Annotated in this window: 15 protein-coding genes; 7 read left to right on the top strand and 8 right to left on the bottom strand. The window is 70.1% G+C overall.

Going from position 1 to position 18,461, the window contains the following annotated elements:
• Nucleotides 1–61: 61 nt before the first annotated feature.
• Nucleotides 62–886: a maleylpyruvate isomerase family mycothiol-dependent enzyme gene (locus tag ABZX90_RS13535; RefSeq protein ID WP_351124060.1), complete on the bottom strand. Its 825-nt coding sequence runs from the start codon at nt 884–886 to the stop codon at nt 62–64.
• A gap of 154 nt (nt 887–1,040) precedes the next feature.
• Between ABZX90_RS13535 and ABZX90_RS13530 the strand changes: the two genes are divergently transcribed.
• Nucleotides 1,041–1,856 carry a carbon-nitrogen family hydrolase gene (locus tag ABZX90_RS13530; protein ID WP_355204478.1) on the top strand — a complete coding sequence of 272 codons (816 nt, stop codon included), beginning with the start codon at nt 1,041–1,043 and terminating at the stop codon, nt 1,854–1,856.
• A gap of 86 nt (nt 1,857–1,942) precedes the next feature.
• On the opposite strand, the gene ABZX90_RS13525 is transcribed toward ABZX90_RS13530, so the two are convergent.
• Both ABZX90_RS13525 and ABZX90_RS13520 read right to left on the bottom strand, forming a co-directional pair.
• On the bottom strand, nt 1,943–2,437 hold the full coding sequence (locus ABZX90_RS13525) for an LURP-one-related family protein (protein WP_351124054.1): 495 nt from the start codon (nt 2,435–2,437) through the stop codon (nt 1,943–1,945).
• Nucleotides 2,434–3,489 (bottom strand): helix-turn-helix domain-containing protein, encoded by a 1,056-nt coding sequence (locus tag ABZX90_RS13520; RefSeq protein WP_355204474.1) that lies wholly within the window; start codon nt 3,487–3,489, stop codon nt 2,434–2,436. The genes ABZX90_RS13525 and ABZX90_RS13520 overlap by 4 nt, the downstream gene beginning before the upstream one ends.
• A gap of 51 nt (nt 3,490–3,540) precedes the next feature.
• On the opposite strand from ABZX90_RS13520, the gene ABZX90_RS13515 reads away from it, so the two are divergent.
• From ABZX90_RS13515 to ABZX90_RS13505, 3 genes are all read left to right on the top strand, one after another.
• Nucleotides 3,541–3,951: a cupin domain-containing protein gene (locus tag ABZX90_RS13515; protein ID WP_351124048.1), complete on the top strand. Its 411-nt coding sequence runs from the start codon at nt 3,541–3,543 to the stop codon at nt 3,949–3,951.
• A gap of 88 nt (nt 3,952–4,039) precedes the next feature.
• Nucleotides 4,040–5,521, top strand: a complete 1,482-nt coding sequence (locus tag ABZX90_RS13510) for a recombinase family protein (protein WP_355204471.1) — start codon at nt 4,040–4,042, stop codon at nt 5,519–5,521.
• A 118-nt stretch (nt 5,522–5,639) separates the two neighbouring features.
• Nucleotides 5,640–7,493 carry an NHL domain-containing thioredoxin family protein gene (locus ABZX90_RS13505; RefSeq protein ID WP_355204468.1) on the top strand — a complete coding sequence of 618 codons (1,854 nt, stop codon included), beginning with the start codon at nt 5,640–5,642 and terminating at the stop codon, nt 7,491–7,493.
• A gap of 6 nt (nt 7,494–7,499) precedes the next feature.
• Here ABZX90_RS13505 and ABZX90_RS13500 read toward each other — a convergent pair whose 3' ends face one another.
• The 4 genes from ABZX90_RS13500 to ABZX90_RS13485 form a co-directional block, all read right to left on the bottom strand.
• The gene (locus ABZX90_RS13500) at nt 7,500–7,745 is read right to left on the bottom strand and encodes a DUF6458 family protein (RefSeq protein ID WP_351124039.1); all 246 of its coding nucleotides are present in this window, start codon (nt 7,743–7,745) and stop codon (nt 7,500–7,502) included.
• Between the two features lie 102 nt (nt 7,746–7,847).
• Nucleotides 7,848–9,494 (bottom strand): hypothetical protein, encoded by a 1,647-nt coding sequence (locus ABZX90_RS13495; protein ID WP_355204465.1) that lies wholly within the window; start codon nt 9,492–9,494, stop codon nt 7,848–7,850.
• A 120-nt stretch (nt 9,495–9,614) separates the two neighbouring features.
• A complete protein-coding gene (locus ABZX90_RS13490) occupies nt 9,615–10,910 on the bottom strand; it encodes a M18 family aminopeptidase (protein ID WP_351124030.1) in 1,296 nt (431 codons plus the stop codon).
• 200 nt (nt 10,911–11,110) lie between these two features.
• Complete coding sequence (locus tag ABZX90_RS13485; protein ID WP_355204462.1) at nt 11,111–12,937, bottom strand: acyl-CoA dehydrogenase; 1,827 nt, start codon at nt 12,935–12,937, stop codon at nt 11,111–11,113.
• Between the two features lie 143 nt (nt 12,938–13,080).
• Here ABZX90_RS13485 and ABZX90_RS13480 point away from each other — a divergent pair, with 143 nt between their 5' ends.
• The 3 genes from ABZX90_RS13480 to ABZX90_RS13470 all read left to right on the top strand — a co-directional run bounded on the left by ABZX90_RS13480 (nt 13,081) and on the right by ABZX90_RS13470 (nt 16,138).
• Nucleotides 13,081–13,572 carry an SseB family protein gene (locus tag ABZX90_RS13480; RefSeq protein ID WP_351124024.1) on the top strand — a complete coding sequence of 164 codons (492 nt, stop codon included), beginning with the start codon at nt 13,081–13,083 and terminating at the stop codon, nt 13,570–13,572.
• 252 nt (nt 13,573–13,824) lie between these two features.
• Nucleotides 13,825–14,796 (top strand): pirin family protein, encoded by a 972-nt coding sequence (locus ABZX90_RS13475; protein ID WP_351124022.1) that lies wholly within the window; start codon nt 13,825–13,827, stop codon nt 14,794–14,796.
• A 205-nt stretch (nt 14,797–15,001) separates the two neighbouring features.
• A complete protein-coding gene (locus ABZX90_RS13470) occupies nt 15,002–16,138 on the top strand; it encodes an AI-2E family transporter (RefSeq protein WP_351124021.1) in 1,137 nt (378 codons plus the stop codon).
• On the opposite strand, the gene ABZX90_RS13465 is transcribed toward ABZX90_RS13470, so the two are convergent.
• Nucleotides 16,135–18,375, bottom strand: a complete 2,241-nt coding sequence (locus tag ABZX90_RS13465) for a SpoIIE family protein phosphatase (RefSeq protein WP_351124018.1) — start codon at nt 18,373–18,375, stop codon at nt 16,135–16,137. The two genes, ABZX90_RS13470 and ABZX90_RS13465, sit on opposite strands and share 4 nt — an antisense overlap.
• Nucleotides 18,376–18,461: the final 86 nt, after the last annotated feature.

Raw genomic sequence — 18,461 nt, 5'->3', positions numbered from 1 at the left:
CTGGGGCTCCGTCCCGACGCCGCTCCGGTGGCGGGGCGGGAAACCGCCCCGCCCCGCTCCGTTACGGCGTGACGGTGAAGTTGCGCAGGATCGCCGCCGTCAGCTCCGGGTCGCCCTCGGCCTTGATGCGGTCGGCCACGGCGTCGGGGTGGACGCGGCCACAGGCGAGCCGGACGAAGGTCTCCCAGTCGAGGGAGAGGCTCGCGGCGGGACCGAGAGACGGCGCACCGTCTATCGAGCCGCGCCCGTCGGCGTCGATGCGGACGGTACGGAGGAACTCGACGGGGCCGTGCACGTCGAAGACGACCGCCGAGTTCGCCGGCGCCCCCGCGTCCTTGGCGACGACCTTCGGCAGCGCGGCCAGCAGATCGTCCCGCACGATCTGCGAACCGGGGGAGTCGAGGTTCCCCGGCCGGCCCAGCGTGGCCCGCAGGTCCTGCTCGTGCACCCATACGTCGAACGCACGGTTTCGCATCGCCTGTTCGAGGGTGACCTCGGTACCGAGAGGACCGCGCACCTTGGCGTCGCGCTGCCGCGTCTCGTTCCGCAGCTGCCGGTTGCGGCGGATGACCGTGTACTCCAGCTCGGAGGTCATCTCCGGTGCCGTGTGGTGGCGGCGCACGTCGACCTGCATCTCCATGTACCGCTGGTGCTCGTTCGTCACGTGGTAGAGGTCGCGGGGGAGTGTGTGGATCGGCCGGGGATCGCCGAGCATCTCGCAGTCCAGCCCGATGACGTGCGAGACGATGTCGCGGACCGACCAGCCGGGACACGGAGTCCGCCGGTTCCACTCGCCCTCCACAAGCGGCTGCACCAGCTCGGATATCGCTTCGATCGAGTGGGCCCAGGCGTCGGCGTAGGACTGAAGACTCGGATGCAGACTCACGGAACGGGACCCCTCGGGCGGTTGGACGCGGGCAGTGCACAGGCAGCGGGTGTCTTGGGACGCTAAGTTACGCTGCTGTGAGGCACCCCGGCAGTGCTTTCGTGTGACGATCGTAGGCCCGTATCGACGGCTCGAATGCCAGGACGGTGGTAGTGTGCGCGCCTCGCTCCTCCAGATCGACGTAAACGACGACGAATCGGTCGCTGCCCGCAGACGCCGCGTCGCGGATCTGGTACGGAATCAAGCCGGAGTCGATCTCGTCGTGCTCCCCGAGCTGTGGACCACCGGCGCTTTCGCCTACGACGAGTTCGCGGCGCAGGCCGAGCCGCTGGACGGGCCGACCCACGAGGCGATGGCCAAGGCGGCGAGCGACGCGGGCGTATGGCTGCACGCGGGCTCGATTCCCGAGCGCGCCGCGTCCGTGGCCGGCTCCGCGACCGAGGCTCCCCTCTACAACACCTCCCTCGTCTTCTCCCCCGCCGGTGAACTCGTCGCCGCCTACCGGAAGATCCACCGCTTCGGCTTCGACAAGGGCGAGGCCGTGCTGATGGGCGCGGGCTCGGAACTGGTGACGGTGCCGCTCCCGGAGACCGTCCTCGGTGTGGCCACCTGCTACGACCTCCGGTTCCCCGAGCTCTTCCGCGGGCTCGTCGACGCGGGGGCGCAGACCTTCGTCGTCCCGGCCGGCTGGCCCGAGCGGCGCCGCTCCCACTGGACCCTGCTCGCCCAGGCACGCGCCGTCGAGAACCAGGCGTACGTCCTCGCCTGCGGAACGGCCGGTACGCACGCGGGAGTTCCCCAGGCCGGTCACTCGATCGTGGTCGACCCGTGGGGGGAGGTCCTCGCCGAGGCGGGCTCGGACGAGGAGATCCTCACGGTGGACTTCGACCCGGCGAAGGTCGTGACCACGCGGGAACAGTTCCCGGCCCTGAAGGACCGGCTGCTCGGCCTGGAGACCCCTCGCCGCTGACCGGTGGCGAGCCCCCGGCCGCTGACCGGATGCGGGCTCGGCCCGCCCGCGCGGCCGGCCGTCCCCGCTGTCAGTCGTCCCCGCTGTCAGTCGTCCCCCCGTTCCTTCTCCGCCAGATGGATCACGCACACCGCCACCGCGATCAGCAGCGCCGGATCGGCGTCCTCCCGTACGACGTCGACGCCGTAGGTGTCGCGGAGGTGGAGCCAGCGGCGGGAGATCTGAGCGAGGAGTTCGTTGTCGTAGTCGATGGCGAACTCGTGGTCGAGGATCTTGCCGCTGACGTCGAGTTCGGTGCCGTCGACCAGGGACACGCGGTAGTGGTTGCGGAGCAGCGACAGACGTTTGCGCTTGATGGTCGCGAGCGGATCGCCGTCCCGCTCGATGATCATCGTGTCGCGCAGCGCGAGCATCTTCTGGTGGATGTCGACGAGGACGCGCCCGCTGGTGTCCTTCAGCTCGAAGGTGTCCCGCAGCCGCATGGCCTTGCCGTCGACGAGGAAGACCCTGTTGCCGTGGTCGTCCTCGATCCAGTAGTCGTCACCGAAGCCGAGCAGCCGGTCGCGTACGAGGTATCTCATGCCGTCACCGGTTCCCCGGCGGGTGGTCCGAAACGCCGCCGGTAGGCCGACGGGCTGAGTCCGGTCTCCCGGCGCACCCGCTCGCGCAGGTTCGCGGCGGTCCCGAGTCCGCTGCGGGCCGCCACCACGTCGAGCCGCATCTCGCCGCGCTCGATGAGCCGGCAGGCCAGGGCGACCCGCTCCGCCGTCAGCCACGCCAGCGGTGTCGTGCCGAGCTGGCCGCGGAAGCGGCGGTGCAGTGTCGCCGGGCTGACCGCGGCGCGCGCCGCCAGGTCCGCGACCGTCAGCGGCGCACCGAGCCGCTCCTGCGCCCAGGCCAGCAGGGGTGCCAGCGACTCGTCGGGCACGTCGGGCAGCGGCCGTTCCACGAACTGGCGCTGGCCCCCGTCGCGGTGCGCGGCGAAGACCAGCCGGCGGGACACCGCGTTGGCGATCTCCGCGCCATGGTCGCGCCGCACTAGGTGCAGCCCGAGATCGAGCGCGGCCGCACTGCCCGCCGCCGTCAGCACGTCCCCCTCGTCCACGAAGAGCACGTCCGGCTCCAGCAGGACCTTCGGATGCAGCTCGCGGAAGGTGTCCGCCCAGCGCCAGTGGGTGGTGGCCCGCCGCCCGTCGAGCAGCCCCGCCTCGGCGAGCGCGAAGGCTCCGGTGCAGAAGCTCACCACACGGGCCCCGCGCGCGTGACCGCGCCGGATGGCGTCCCGGACGGCGGCCCGGCGCGGTACGACGTTGTCGGGGCGGCCGGGGACGACGAGGGTGTCGGCGTCGTCCACCGCGTCGAGGCCGGGCACTCCGCTCAGGGTGAAGAACCCGTGGTTCATCCGGACGCCGGGCGTGGGGGTGCACAGGGTCAGTTCGTAGAGCGGCTCCGCTCGCCCCAGCTCGGGCCGGGGAAGTCCGAACAGCTCCGTCGCGACGCCGACCTCGAAGGGATTCGTCCCTTCGTCGACGATCACGGCGACGCGATGCGGCCGGGGCGACGGCGGTTCCCGCCGCCCGGTCACGGTGCTGGGCTCCTGAGCGGGCGGTAGATGCGAGGATCCTTGCGGCATACGCGATTTCTAGCACTCGCGGGCGTTCCGCGGAGCGCCGACGATGAGCGCATGACCAGCGCATCCGCCCGACGCGGCGAACCCGTCTCCCTCTCCGCCGCCCTCGCCTCCTTCACCGACCTGTGGAGTCCCCGCATCGTGACGGCCGTCAACGACTACGACGTGCGCGTCGCGAAGGTCGAGGGCGAGCACGTCTGGCACGTGCACGACCACACGGACGAGTTCTTCCTGGTCCTGGAGGGCGAGCTGACCATCGCGCTCCGGGAGCCGGCCGGCGAGCGGACCGTCGTTCTCCCCAAGGGCTCCGTCTACACCGTCCCGCGCGGAACCGAGCACAAGCCCTTCGCCCCCGGCGGCGCCGCGATCCTCCTCTTCGAACCCACCGGCACCCTCACCGTCGGCGACCGGCACGATGAGATCCCGGCCCACGTGGACGCCACGACGGGACACGCCCTGGACTGACACCCGCCCACTGCCGAGCCCCTGTCAGGCGCCCGGTCAGACCGCCAAGGGCGGCGAGGAACTGCGTGTCGCCGACTTGTGAGGCCACATGTTGATCCTGGATTTCAGGAAGTTCACCGACTGCCGTGCGTGGGCCCAGAGCAACGGACTCACTGTCCGCAAGGTCCACATAGACAGGGGGCGTTCTGGCTACAAGACGGTTGAGCGCAAGGGATTCGACGCCGCGCTCGCAGCGGTCACCGCCGGAGTCGTCGGCACGCTGATCGTCTGGAAGCTGGACCGACTCTCCCGCAAAGGCATCGGCCAGGTCGGTAAGGTGCTCGACGGCATCGAGGCGGTGGGTGGTCGTCTCGTGTCCGTCATCGAAGGGCTGGACACTTCGAACGACTCCGCCCGCATGATCGTCGCCACGCTCGCGGAACTTGCGCGATCGGAGTCCAAGGATCTTGGCACGCGTGTGGGCCACGCGAAGAAGTACCTTCGTAGCAAAGGCCGGTGGATCGGCGGACAGCCGCCTTACGGGCTCAGGGTGGACCCGACGTCCAAGAAGCTCGTCCATGATCCTGAGTGCGCCGTGTACGCCCGACTGATCGCGGACGAGGCGCTGACGGGCACCTCCCTTGTCAAGATCGCACGGTTGCTCAACGAGTACGAGATCCCTTCGTCGCGCGGTGGCCAGTGGAACGCGGCGAGCATCATGCAGCTTCTGCGTTCTCCGGCCTTCGCCGGTCTCATGCCGGAGACGGAAACCGTTGAGACGGACGACGGGGAAAAGAAGTACACGGGGCGGGTCTTTCCTTATCGCGATCCCGCGACGCTCGACACTGTGGAGATCGGCGAGGGCATCATTACGGTTGCCGAACGAGACGGCATCATCCGCCAATTCGAGGCACGTACTTTTGCGTACGCGGGCAAACGCCGGCCGAAGACACAGGGCACGGCACTGCTCACGGGCCTGGTGTTCTGCGGGGTGCCGGGGTGCGGAAGCCGTATGCATCGCGTGGGCGTCAGCTACCAATGCGCGTCACACCGCTCGGGCAATACGTGCGTCGGCGCGTCCGCGCTGTCCGATGCCGTGGATGCCTACGTGGCCGAGAGGTTCCTTACCAAGCTTCCAGCGCTGGAACCTGGCGACCCGCTGCTTGTCACGATCACGGATCGTTGGGCGCACCGTGCCGATCCGGAGACGTTCGCGAAGCGTGACGCCATCGATTCCGAAATCCGCGATGAGGAGGCCCGGTTGGCCGATCTTGAAGACGCCCGATATGTGCGCGGTGAGTTCAACGGGGCTGCCGCGATCGGCCGCTACAACCAACTGACGGAGCGGCTGCGGGGCCGCATCGACGGTCTGCGTGGTGATCTCGGCAAACTCTCGGTGCCCTCCATGGACGTGTCGCCCATGCTCGACAGTCTCCTCCTGAGGCAAGCGTGGAAGGACGGCACGGACGACGACCGGCGTGACCGGCTTTCGCTCGCCATCGACCGTGTGGAAATCAGCAAGGGCAAGCGTGGTCGGCGGATCATCCCTGAGCAGCGTATTCAGATCCAGTGGGCCAGGCTTTCCGCGTAAACGGCGCGGGTGTCCGCGTATGACCGAGCATCCTGCGCGGCGTGTCGCAGGGCGCTGGCTGCGGCGTCTGTCGTGCCACCTTGGGTGGGCGTTCCTCCGTGGTGGCACCCTCGATCACATGAACGCTGCTCCTCGTGTCCCACGCCGTGTCCGCGTCCGTGCTCCCGAGCTCATCGGCAAGGGCGGATGGCTCAACACAGGCGGCAAGGCCCTGACGCTTGCGGACTTGCGAGGTATGTGTGTCGTTGTAGATTTTTGGACCTTCTGCTGCATCAACTGCCTGCACGTCCTCGACGAGCTGCGGGAGTTGGAGGAGAGGCACCGGGACACCGTGGTTGTCGTCGGCGTCCACTCGCCGAAGTTCGCGCACGAGGCGGACCACCGGGCGGTCGTCGACGCCGTGGAGCGGTACGGGGTGGAGCATCCGGTCCTCGACGACCCTGAGCTCGCGACCTGGAAGCAGTACGCCGTACGCGCCTGGCCGACGCTCGTGGTGATCGACCCCGAGGGGTACGTCGTCGCGCAGCACTCGGGTGAGGGACATGCTCACGCCATCGAGCGGCTGGTCGAGGAGCTGGAGGCCGAGCACGCGGCGAAGGGCACCCTGCGGCGCGGCGACGGGCCGTACGTGGCGCCCGAGCCCGAGCCGACCGTGTTGCGCTTCCCGGGCAGGGCGCTCGCCCTGCCGAACGGCAATCTCCTGGTCAGCGACACGACCCGGCATCAACTGGTGGAGCTGGCGGAGGACGCCGAGACGGTCGTACGACGGATCGGATCCGGCGTTCGGGGATGTGTGGACGGCACCGCCGAAGCGGCGGGGTTCAGCGAGCCGCAGGGGCTCGCCCTGCTCGACGAGGGCACCGTCGTCGTCGCGGACACCGTGAACCACGCCCTGCGCCGGGTCGATCTCGCGACCGGCGCGGTCGGCACCCTCGCGGGTACCGGCCGTCAGTGGTGGCGGGGGTCGCCGACGACCGGTCCGGCGCGTGAGGTCGATCTGTCCTCGCCGTGGGACGTGGCCCTCTTCGGCGGGAAGGTCTGGATCGCCATGGCCGGTGTGCACCAGCTGTGGACGTGCGACCCGGAGTCGGAGACCGTCGCGGTCGCCGCGGGCACGACCAACGAGGGGCTGGTCGACGGGCCGGGGCCCGAGGCCTGGTTCGCGCAGCCGTCGGGGCTCGCCGCCACCGCCGACCGGCTCTGGCTGGCCGACTCCGAGACCTCGGCGCTGCGCTGGGTCGACCCGGACGGGACCGTGCACACCGCCGTCGGCACCGGGCTCTTCGACTTCGGACACCGTGACGGGGCCGCCGAACAGGCGCTGCTCCAGCACCCGTTGGGTGTCACCGCGCTGCCCGACGGGTCGGTCGCGGTCAGCGACACGTACAACCACGCGCTGCGTCGTTACGACCCGGCGACGGGTGAAGTGACCACGCTGGCCACGGATCTGCGGGAGCCGAGCGATGCCGTGCTCGTCGGGGACGACATCGTGGTGGTGGAGTCCGCCCGCCACCGGCTGACCCGGCTGCGGTTGCCCGAGGAGGTCGTACGGGGGGAGTCGGCCGCCCATCGCACCCAGCGCGCGGTCATCGATGTCGCCCCGGGCTCCGTGCGGTTGGACGTCATCTTCCGGGCCCCGGCCGGGCAGAAGCTGGACTCCCGGTACGGCGGCCCCTCGACCCGGCTTCTCGTCTCCGCCACTCCGCCCGGCCTGCTGCTCGCGGGGGAGGGCGCGGGCACTCATCTCTCGCGGACCGTCGAGCTGGACCCGGCCGTCGGGGAGGGCGTGCTGCATGTGTCCGCGACGGCCGCCTCCTGCGACGACGATCCGGCTGGGGGCATCTCCCGGTCGAAGACCGGGGGAGAGCACCCGGCCTGCCATGTCCACCAGCAGGACTGGGGTGTGCCGGTCCGCCTCACCGAAGGCGGTGCGGACCGGCTGCCCCTGGTCCTCGCGGGCAGGGACGGCTGAGTCGGCTCAGACGCCGTAGCCGTCGGAGTAGCCGTTCCGCTGGGGCCGGTCCGCCTCGACGACGGTCGCCGTCGGCGGTACGACCACCCGCCGGCGGCGGGCGACGCTGCCGAAGGTCGCCACGCCGATCAGTCCGGCGATCATGAGGATCACGCCGACCACGTGGAGGTTGACCCCCTGCATGTCCCAGTCGGTCGCGAACGTGAGAATCGCCCCTGCGGCGATCAGGATGATGCATCCGCCCAGGCCCATGGGTGTCGCCTCCTTGAAGTAGCAATGCGGAGTCATTCCGGGCCCGTTCCGGGTACCCGGGACCCCGCGAGCCATGCGGAGGCGATCCCTCACGGCCTGGTGTCACCTCACGTCGACGTAGTCCTCGCGTCCGGAGCTCACCAGGTGGGTGCTGTTCGGGTAGAGCAGCACGGCGACCCAGGTGCCGTCCGTCTGGGCTGTGAATCCCTTGCTGAAGGAGCCGTTGGAGCGCGTGGTGGTGTCGCCCTTGTCGTACCAGGTACTGGAGCCCTTGGGTCGGAAGAGGATCTTCACCTTCTGGCTGGAGTACGTCCTCCACGCCGACGACGTGTAGTGCTGCAGGGTGCCCTGGACGGTGATGGTCCGGCCCTTGGTGACGGGCTCGGGCGACGCGTTCGCGTCGGTGATGCGCGTTTTCGTCCGTTCGGCGTGGAGCACGTTGCTGTACGAGGCCTGCCAGTTGGCGGTGGCGGCGAAGTAGGCCCGGTAGTAGCCCTTCGCGGGTGCGTCGAAGGTGCCCTTGAAGTGGCTGCCGGTCTCCGGGTCGCCACTGCTCGGAGTGACCGTCTTCAGCGTGGTCCAGCCGGTCTTCCCGTCGGCCGAGTACTGCAGCCGTACGTGGTTGTCCGCGTCGCCGGGGGTGCTCGATCCGGTGTGCAGGTAGCCGCCCGCGGTCAGTTCGGCGTACTTGTTGAGGCTGACGGTGAAGCCGCTGATCGACGTCTTGCGGGCGACCTGGACCTTGACCGACCGCTCCGGGCTCGTGTTGAGGTACGTGCCGTCGACGACCGAGACGTACACCGTCCCCGACCGCGACATCTTCAGCTCGCCGGTGAAACGGCCGTTCGCGCCGGTGACGGGCCGGCTCGTGGCCCCGCCCATGTCGCTCGACCACATCTCGGTCACCGTCGCACCGTCGAGCGGTCGCCAGGCGCCGTCGACGAGCACCTCGGCGAGGCCGGAGACCTTCACCGGCTCGCCCTCCTTGACGCTCAGGGCGGTGCTGTCGAGGGTGACGCGGGTGTCGGACCGCACGGGTGAGACCGGGAAGCTCGGTCCGTTCTGGTACATCGGTTCCGGGGACGAGAGCCGCAGCCAGCTGCTGACGGAGCCGAAGCCGTCCGTATGCGTGTAGGTCGTGGCGAAGCGCCCCTCGGCGTCCATGTCCACGGTCTTGGTCTCGTCCCAATTGGCGGTGTGGACGTCGACCTGGCCGTGGGCGGGCCTCGTGTCACCCGTCCGAGGGTCGGTGATCGTGTACCGGCCCGAGACGGACACCTGCCGGTGGGCATAGTCCGGGTGGTCGGGCGTGACCTCGAAGTCGGTCAGGCCCGCCGTGAGGTAGTAGTCGAAGCCGTAGCGGCTCTCCGCCGTTGTCGTGTCCCCGTCCTCGTCGGTCAGGTCGAGCACGAGGCGGTAGATGCCCAGGTCGGCGAGGCGCAGGGGCGTGCTGGTCTTCCAGATGCCTTGTCGGTCGCTTCCAGAGGTCCTGGTGAAGTCGGTGACGCGGGCGACCTCGGCGGCCCCTGCCGGGGCGTCGGGAGCGTACAGGTGCGCGGTGATCGAGGTGATCGCGCTGTCGGACTGCGCGCTGACCGCGACGAGTCCGCTCGACGGGCCGCCGCTGGTCGCGTAGGTGAGCACGGGCGCCGTCGCGGCGTGCGCCGTCGGGACCGGCCCGAGCAGGAGCCCGGCCGCGACCGACGCGCAGGCGAGCACCAGGGATTGTCTTCTGACATGGCGTTTCATGCGAGGTCCCCCCACGAGACTCAAGATCGGCCCGCATCGTACGACGGCCGGGCCGGTCTTGAACAGGTTCAAAAACATTGGTTTCCGTCCCGTGGGGAAACGGCCGGAGGGGGCGGAGGACTATCCCTCCAAAAACGCCACCAACGCGTTCGTCAGCAGGAACGGGTCGTCGGCGCCGCAGAGTTCGCGGGCGCTGTGCATGGAGAGGATGGCGACGCCGATGTCGATCGTCTTGATGCCGTGCCGGGCCGCCGTGATGGGGCCGATGGTGGTGCCGCAGGGCATCGCGTTGTTGGAGACGAAGGTCTGGACGGGAACGCCGGCCTTGTCGCAGGCGGCGGCGAACACCGCGCGGCCCGAACCGTCGGTGGCGTAGCGGTTGTTGACGTTCACCTTGAGGATGGGGCCGCCGTTGGCGCGCGGGTGGTGCGTCGGGTCGTGCCGCTCGGCGTAGTTGGGGTGCACGGCGTGGCCGGTGTCGGAGGACAGGCAGATGGTGCCGGCGAAGGCGCGCGCCCGGTCCTCGTAGGAGCCGCCGCGGGCGAAGACAGAACGTTCCAGCACACCGCCGAGCAGCGGTCCGTCGGCGCCGGTGTCGCTCTGCGAACCGTTCTCCTCGTGGTCGAAGGCGGCGAGGACCGGGATGTACGAGAGCCCGGAGTCGGCCGCCGCGACCGCGGCCAGCGCGGCCGTGCCGGCGTGCACGGACAGCAGGTTGTCCATGCGCGGTCCCGCCAGCAGTTCCTTGTCGCGGCCCAGATAGGCGGGTCGCTCGATGGAGTGGGTCATCAGGTCCCAGCCGGTGACCTCGCCCGCGGGCAGCCCCGACTCCTCCTCCAGGAAGGAGATCAGACCGCCCTCGCGGGGATCGCCGAGTCCCCAGACGGGCTGGAGGTGCCGCTGCTTGTCGAGCTGGAGCCCGTCGGCGCTGACGGAGCGGTCCAGGTGGATGGCGAGCTGGGGTACGCGCAGCAGCGGGCGGTCGATGTTGACCAGGCGGGTCGAGCCGTCCCGCAGCGAGAGGCGTCCGGCCAGGCCCAGGTCCCGGTCGAGCCAGGAGTTCAGCAGCGGTCCGCCGTAGATCTCCACGGCCACCTGCCGCCAGCCGTGCGCCCCGGTGTCCGGCAGCGGCTTGACCCGCAGGTTCGGGGAGTCGGTGTGCGCGCCCACGATCCGGAACGGTGTGTGCGGCTCGGCGCCCTCCGGCACGTACCAGGCGACGATCGCACCTCCGCGCAGCACGTACTTCCCGCCGCTGGTGCCCTCCCACGCGTCGGTCTCGGCGACCTGACGGAATCCGGCCTTCTCCAGCCGCTCGGCGGCGGTCGCCACGGCGTGGTACGGCGTCGGGCTCGCCGCGAGGAAGGACATGAGGTCGTCGGTGTGGCCGCGGTCGAAGCGGGAGGGTGCACTCATGGGTTCACCTTAACGACGCACGAGGGCCCGCTCCCGGGGATGGGAGCGGGCCTTCGTAAGGGGGATGTGAAGGGCGGACACCTGGGACACCTGACTGGATGGACAGGTTCCGAATCGGTGTCTGTCCGGGTCCGTCCGGCTTCGCGGGGGTCGGTGGCCCCTTGGGTGGAGGCCTTCGGCGGACCCCGGGGAGGCGGCCTCTAGAAGGCGGCCTCGTCCAGCTCCATCAGGTCCAGCTCGACGGCCGCGGCGAGCTTGCGGGCGCCGGTGACACCCGGCAGCACGTTCGCGGCGAAGAACTTCGCGGCCGCGATCTTGCCGGTGTAGAACGCCTTGTCCTTGGCGGAGGCCGTCACCAGCTTCTCGGCGGCGACGGCGGCACCGCGCAGCAGCAGGTAGCCGACGACCACGTCACCGGAGGCCATCAGGAGGCGGGTGGTGTTGAGGCCCACCTTGTAGATGTTCTTGACGTCCTGCTCGGTGGCCGCGAGGTCGGTCAGCATCAGGCCGACGATGGCCTCCAGCTCGACGGCCGCCTTCGCGAGCTGCTCGCGGGCGGCGGACAGCTCCTCGCCGCCGGTGCCGAGCGCCAGGAACTTCTTGATGTCCTCGGCGAGGGAGTTCAGCGCCGCGCCCTGGTTGCGGACGATCTTCCGGAAGAAGAAGTCCTGGCCCTGGATCGCGGTGGTGCCCTCGTACAGGGTGTCGATCTTGGCGTCGCGGATGTACTGCTCGATCGGGTACTCCTGCAGGAAGCCGGAGCCGCCGAAGGTCTGGAGCGACTGGGCGAGCTGCTCGTAGCCCTTCTCGGAGCCGTACCCCTTCACGATCGGCAGGAGCAGGTCGTTCAGGGCCTCCAGGGCGGCGGCGTCCTCGCCCGCGGCCTCCTTGACCTGGATCTCGTCCTGGATCGCGGCGGTGTGCAGCACCAGGGCGCGCATGCCCTCCGCGTACGCCTTCTGCGTCATGAGCGAGCGGCGCACGTCGGGGTGGTGCGTGATGGTGACCTTGGGCGCGGTCTTGTCCATGAAGTTCGCGAGGTCGGGACCCTGGACGCGCTCCTTGGCGTACTCCAGCGCGTTCAGGTAGCCCGTCGACAGCGTGGAGATCGCCTTCGTGCCGACCATCATGCGGGCGAACTCGATGATGCGGAACATCTGGCGGATGCCGTCGTGCTTGTCGCCGATCAGCCAGCCCTTGGCGGGGTGGCGGTCGCCGAAGGTCATCTCGCACGTGTTGGAGGCCTTGAGGCCCATCTTGTGCTCGACGTTCGTCGCGTACGCGCCGTTGCGCTCGCCCAGCTCGCCGGTCTCGAAGTCGAACTGGTACTTCGGGACGAGGAACAGGGACAGGCCCTTGGTGCCGGGGCCGGCGCCCTCGGGACGGGCGAGCACGTAGTGAAGGATGTTCTCCGACATGTCGTGCTCACCGGACGTGATGAAGCGCTTCACGCCCTCGATGTGCCAGGAGCCGTCCTCCTGCTGGATCGCCTTGGTGCGGCCCGCGCCCACGTCGGAGCCGGCGTCCGGCTCGGTGAGCACCATGGTGGAGCCCCACTGCTTGTCCACGGCGATCTTCGCGATGTGCTTCTGGACCTCGGTGCCCTCCTCGAAGAGGATGCCCGCGAAGGCGGGGCCGGAGGAGTACATCCAGACCGCCGGGTTCGCGCCGAGGATCAGCTCCGCGTACGCCCAGATCAGGGAGCGGGGCGAGGTGGAGCCGCCGATCTCCTCGGGCAGGCCCAGACGCCAGTACTCGGAGTCCATGAACGCCTGGTACGACTTCTTGAAGGAGGCCGGGACCGGAGCGGTGTTGGTCTCCGGGTCGAAGACCGGCGGGTTGCGGTCGGCGTCCGTGAAGGATTCGGCCAGCTCGTTCTCCGAGAGGCGGGTCAGCTCCTCCAGGATGCTCTTGGCGGTGTCCGTGTCCATCTCCGCGAACGGGCCGGTGCCGTACAGCTTGTCGCGCCCGAGTACCTCGAAGAGGTTGAACTCGATGTCGCGGAGATTCGACTTGTAGTGCCCCATGGCGACGGCTCCGTTAAAGGGATCGGCGAGGCACTGACTCCTCGCACCAGTTCACGTACCAGCAAGTAGCTACGATGATGCTACCCGCCAGTAATAAGAAGCAACCCCGATTGGGCCATATGTGGCCCACTACTCTTTGACGCATGTACGGCTACGAGCAGAACGCAGGCGCCCAGCAGGGGTACGTCCCGCCGCAGCAGCAGATGCCCGGGCAGATGCCGGGCGGGCAGATGCCCGGCGGCTACGGCCAGCAGCCGCCCCTGTATCCCGAGCCGTCCCCGCCGTCCCTTCCGGACGCGGTCCGCGCGTTCACCACGGGGTCCCTGGCCGCCGAGGACTTCCAGCAGGTCTTCGCCACGTCGAAGGTGTACTGCCCGCGCGGTGACAACCCCGGATTCCTGGCGCTGCACAACACCCAGCAGCCTGTCATCCCTATGTTCACCTCGCTCAAGGAGCTGCGCCGGTACGCGGGCAAGGAGTCCAAGTACTTCGTGATCACCGGCGCCGAGGTGATCGACCTGCTGCCCACCGGCTACGGCTTCGTGATCGACATGGAGGGCGAGCACCGGATGGTCTTCGACGCGAAGGCCGTGGAGCAGATGGTGGACTTCGCGATGCGCCGTATGTACGGCTGAGAGGCGTACGGCGGGTCCGGCTGAGGGGACGGGCGGCTGACAGGCCGCCGTGGACGTGCCGCCGTGGACGTGCCGCCGTGGACGTGCCGCCGTGGACGTGCCGCCGTGGACGTGCCGGTGCTCCGCCGTCCGCACGGCCGATGTGCCTCACCGATGTTTTTCGCCCGGAGGGAATGCCCTCCGGGCTTCCGTCGTTACGGGTAGCAGAAAGTTCAATCCTCAACTAAACTCGAAGCACAAGGAGGTACCGACATGCCCGCAGTGACTGTCGAGAACCCGCTGGCCCTGCCCCGAGTGGCCGCGTCGGCCGACGCCGTGGAGCGTCCCGTGCTGGCCGTGACGACCGCGCCCGGTGGCTTCGAGGGCGAGGGTTTCCCGGTCCGGCGCGCGTTCGCCGGGATCAATTACAAGTACCTCGACCCGTTCATCATGATGGACCAGATGGGTGAGGTGGAGTACGCGCCGGGCGAGCCGAAGGGCACCCCCTGGCACCCCCACCGCGGCTTCGAGACCGTGACCTACATCATCGACGGCATCTTCGACCACCATGACTCCAACGGTGGCGGCGGCACGATCACCAACGGTGACACCCAGTGGATGACGGCCGGGTCCGGCCTGCTCCACATCGAGGCGCCGCCGGAGCACCTCGTCATGTCCGGCGGACTCTTCCACGGCCTCCAGCTGTGGGTGAACCTGCCCGCCAAGGACAAGATGATGGCCCCGAGGTACCAGGACATCCGCGGTGGCACGGTGCAGCTGCTCAGCACCCCGGACGGCGGCGCGCTCCTGCGTGTCATCGCCGGTGAGCTCGACGGTCACCAGGGCCCGGGCATCACGCACACGCCGATCACCATGGTCCACGCGACGCTGCGGCCCGGCGCCGAGATCACTCTGCCGTGGCGCGAGGACTTCAACGGTCTCGCGTACGTCCTCGCGGGACGCGGCAGCGTGGGCGCGGACCGCCGCCCGGTCCACACCGGCCAGACCGCCGTCTTCGGCGCGGGTTCCTCGCTGACCGTCCGCGCGGACGAGAAGCAGGACTCCAACACGCCGGAGCTGGAGGTCGTCCTCCTCGGAGGTCAGCCGATCCGTGAACCGATGGCCCACTACGGCCCCTTCGTGATGAACACCCGCGACGAGCTGCAGCAGGCCTTCGAGGACTTCCAGAAGGGCCGCCTGGGGACGATCCCGGCGGTGCACGGGATGTCCGAGGGCGGGCTGTAGGCCCTCCCCGGGGCCTCCCGAGCCTTCCGAGGCCGTCGTGAGCGATTGAGCACGGAGAAGAGCACGGACTAGAACACGGAGAAGCCCCGTCCGCCGTACCGGACGGGGCTTCTCGCTGTGCCCGGCGAGCGACGCCTCCGCGGGCCTCTCCCCCGTTCGGCCTCTCCTGGGCGCCGGTTCGGCTGACGCATGGTCAGCTGGGAGGGTGCAGCTACTCCCCGAGGGTGCCCGGCGGTTGGCGGCCTGGTGCGCCGTGATCCTGCTGGCGGCAGGCGTGGGATGGGTGGGAATCCTGCTGTGCGGGAAGTTCCGTACGGCGGTGGTGCCGGTGCTGCTCGCGCTGCTCGGGACCGCCCTGCTCGGGCCGCTGTACCGGCGGTTGCTGAAGGCGCGGGTCAACCGGTCGCCGGCCGCCGCCCTCACCTGTGTCGCGGTGGCCGTAGTGGTCGGCGGCGCCGCCTACATCGTCGTCGCCGCGCTCGTCCACACCGGCGCGCAGATCGTGGACTCGCTCCGGCTGGCCGCGAGGTCCGTCGCCGAGCACTTCGGCGCGGCGGGCACCTCGCTCGACGACCTCGCCGCCAACTCCAAGGATCTGCTGACCGAGTTCGGCAGCACGGCCGCCTCCAATGTCGTCAGTGGCGTCAGCGTCGTGGCCGAGACCATCGCCATGGCCTTCCTCGCCCTGCTGCTGGTCTTCTTCTTCCTGCGGGATTCGCACCGCGTGGCCGGAACCCTGCGGTCGCTCGCGCCCCGGGGGACCGCCGACATCGTCGAGGCCATGGCCCGGCGCGCCTTCGAGGCCGTCGAGGGGTTCATGCGCGGGACGACGATCATCGCGCTCATCGACGCCCTCTGCATCACCGTCGGACTCCTGATCCTGCGTGTCCCGGGTGCGGTGGGGCTCGGCGCGCTCGTCTTCGTCGGGGCGTACATCCCGTACCTCGGCGCGTTCATCTCCGGAACGGTGGCCGTGCTGGTCGCGCTCGCGGACCGCGGGTTCGTCATCGCCCTGTGGGTGCTCGGCGTCGTTCTCGCCGTACAGCTCCTGGAGGGGTACGGCCTCCAGCCGATGATCCAGAGCCGGCAGGTGCAGATGCATCCGGCGGTGGTGCTGCTGGCGATCACGGCGGGTGCGTCCGTCGCGGGCGTCCTCGGCATGCTGCTCGCCGTACCGCTGACGGCGGCGGCGTTCGGCGTCCTGCACGAACTCCGTGCGCGCTACGCGCCGGAAGAGCCACAGGGACCACAGGGGCCGGAAGGGCCACAAGCTCCGGAGGGGCCGCCTGCGCCGGGATTCCCCGGAGTGCCGGGGGCGCCGGGTCCCTCCGAGGACTCCTAGGCGAAGTCCGCGGCCTCGCCGAAGGCGTCGAAGGCCTCCTGGATCGCGGAGTCCTTCGAGGTCCCGGGCTCATCGGCATCCTTGTCGGACGCCTCGGAGAACTCGAACCAGATGCTCTTGCCCTCGCCCCGCGGGTCCACTCCCCAGGCGTCCGCGAGCATTTCGACGAGCACCAGACCGCGCCCGGACGACGCCAGCTCCCCGGGATGGCGCCGGTGCGGCAGATCGTCGCTGCAGTCGGTGACCTCGACCCGCAGCCGCCGCTTGCCCGGCTCACCCGTCACCCCGGCGACGAGCAGCGCGTCGGCGTCGGTGTGCACGAGGACGTTGGTGACCATCTCGGAGACGAGCAGCACCGCGGAGTCGAGCTGGTCGGCGGAGGCCCAGTCGTGCAGGAGCTCCCGCAACTGCTGACGGGCGTCCGCGATCCGCTCGGGCTCGGCCTGCGCCACGGTCAGCATCGTGCGGCGCACCATCGGCCGTACGGTCGGGGCCGTGTCGTCGTAGCCGCCCTCCACCTCCAGCCGGGACAGCAGCAGCACCGCTATGTCGTCCTCGCGCCGGTCGGCCAGCGGACCGGTGGTGTGGTGGGAGGAGGGCCCGTGCACGGCCTGGACGAGCGCGTCGGCGAGGCCCTCCATGTCGCCGTCGTGGGACTCGAGCGTCCGGCGGATTCGGCGCCAGCCGGTGTCGAGGTCGTGCCCGCCGGTCTCGATGAGCCCGTCGGTGCAGACCAGCATGGTCTCGCCCGGCTCCAGCACGAGCCGGGTGGTCGGGTAGTCGGCGTCCGGGTCGATGCCGAGCGGCAGCCCGCCCGCCGTGGGCCGCATCAGTACCGTCCCGTCCGCCATGCGTATCGCGGGGTCGGGATGCCCGGCGCGGGCGATGTCGAGCGTCCCGGTCGCCGGGTCGACCTCGACGTACAGGCAGGTCGCGAAACGCACGTCGCCCGGGTCCGCCGGGTCGTCGCCGTCGTCGGCGCCGCCGCTCGATCCGTAGGTCACCGAGTCCGTGACCCCGTACAGAAAGCGCGAGGCCCGGGACAGCACCGCGTCCGGGCGGTGGCCCTCGGAGGCATACGCGCGCAGGGCTATCCGGAGCTGGCCCATCAGACCCGCGGCGCGGACGTCGTGGCCCTGCACATCGCCGATGACCAGGGCGAACCGGCCGGCCGGCAGCGGGATCATGTCGTACCAGTCGCCGCCGACCTGGAGGCCGCCGCCGGTCGGGACGTAGCGTGCGGCGACGCTCATGCCCGGTATCTGCGGGCCGAGCGTCGGCATCATCGAGCGCTGGAGGCCGTCGGTCAGCTCCCGCGCGGTCTCGGCGGCCCCGGCGCGGGAGAGGGCCTGCGCGAGCATGCGGGCGACGGTCGTGAGGACCGACCGCTCGTCGGGCGTGAACGTGACGGGATAGGTGAAGGCCGCCATCCACGCGCCCATGGTGCTGCCGGCGACGGTGAGCGGCAGGAACGCCCAGGACTGCCGCCCGAAGTGCTGAGCGAGCGGCCAGGAGGCCGGGTAGCGCTCCTTGTAGTCCTCGGGGGAGGAGAGGTAGACCGCACGGCCGGTACGGACGACCTCGGCGGCCGGATAGTCCGTGACCAGCGACATATGGCTGAAGGGGCCCTCGTCGCCCGGCTGGTGCCCGTGATGGCCGATGATCGTCAGCCGGTCGCCCTCCGCGCCGAAGACGGCTAGTCCGTCCGGTGAGAAGCCGGGCATCGACAGCCCCGCCGCCACCCGCAGTACCTCCGCGGTGGACCGCGCCTCGGCCAGTGCCCGTCCCGCGTCCAGGAGGAAGGCCTCCCGCGAGCGGCGCCAGTCCCCGGTGACGGGGGTGCGCGCGGCGGCGCCCGGAGGCTGCTCGCTGACCTCCTGGAGGGTGCCGATCAGCTCGTACTGCCCGGTCTCGGGGTCGATGAGCGGCTTGGAGCGGCTGCGGACCGTGCGGAGCACCCGGCCATGTCCGTCCATGATCCGCATCCGGGCCTCGGCGAGCGTGCCCTCGGCGACCGCGAGCTGCACCACCCCGTCCAGCTCGTTCCAGTCGACGGGGTGGACATGGGAGCGGGCGCCCGCCTCGGAGAGCGTCGTCAGCTCCGCGGGCATGCCGATGAGCCGTGCGGCCTCCGCGTCGAAGGTGACGAGGCCCGCGGCGTTGTCCCAGCGCCACACGCCGGTCACGAGAGTGGCCAGGACATCCCCCACGGCGGGCAGGGGCTCACCAGTGCGCATGGGCCCACTGTAGGAACAGGTGATCGGTGCTTGCCACTGATGCTGTCCAGGGCGCCGAGCGGCGGCCGAGCGGTTAATGATGGGGA

Source organism: Streptomyces sp. NPDC002935, assembly GCF_040611295.1.
In the GTDB taxonomy this organism is placed as follows: domain Bacteria; phylum Actinomycetota; class Actinomycetes; order Streptomycetales; family Streptomycetaceae; genus Streptomyces.
This window is presented reverse-complemented; position numbering and strand designations above follow the sequence as displayed.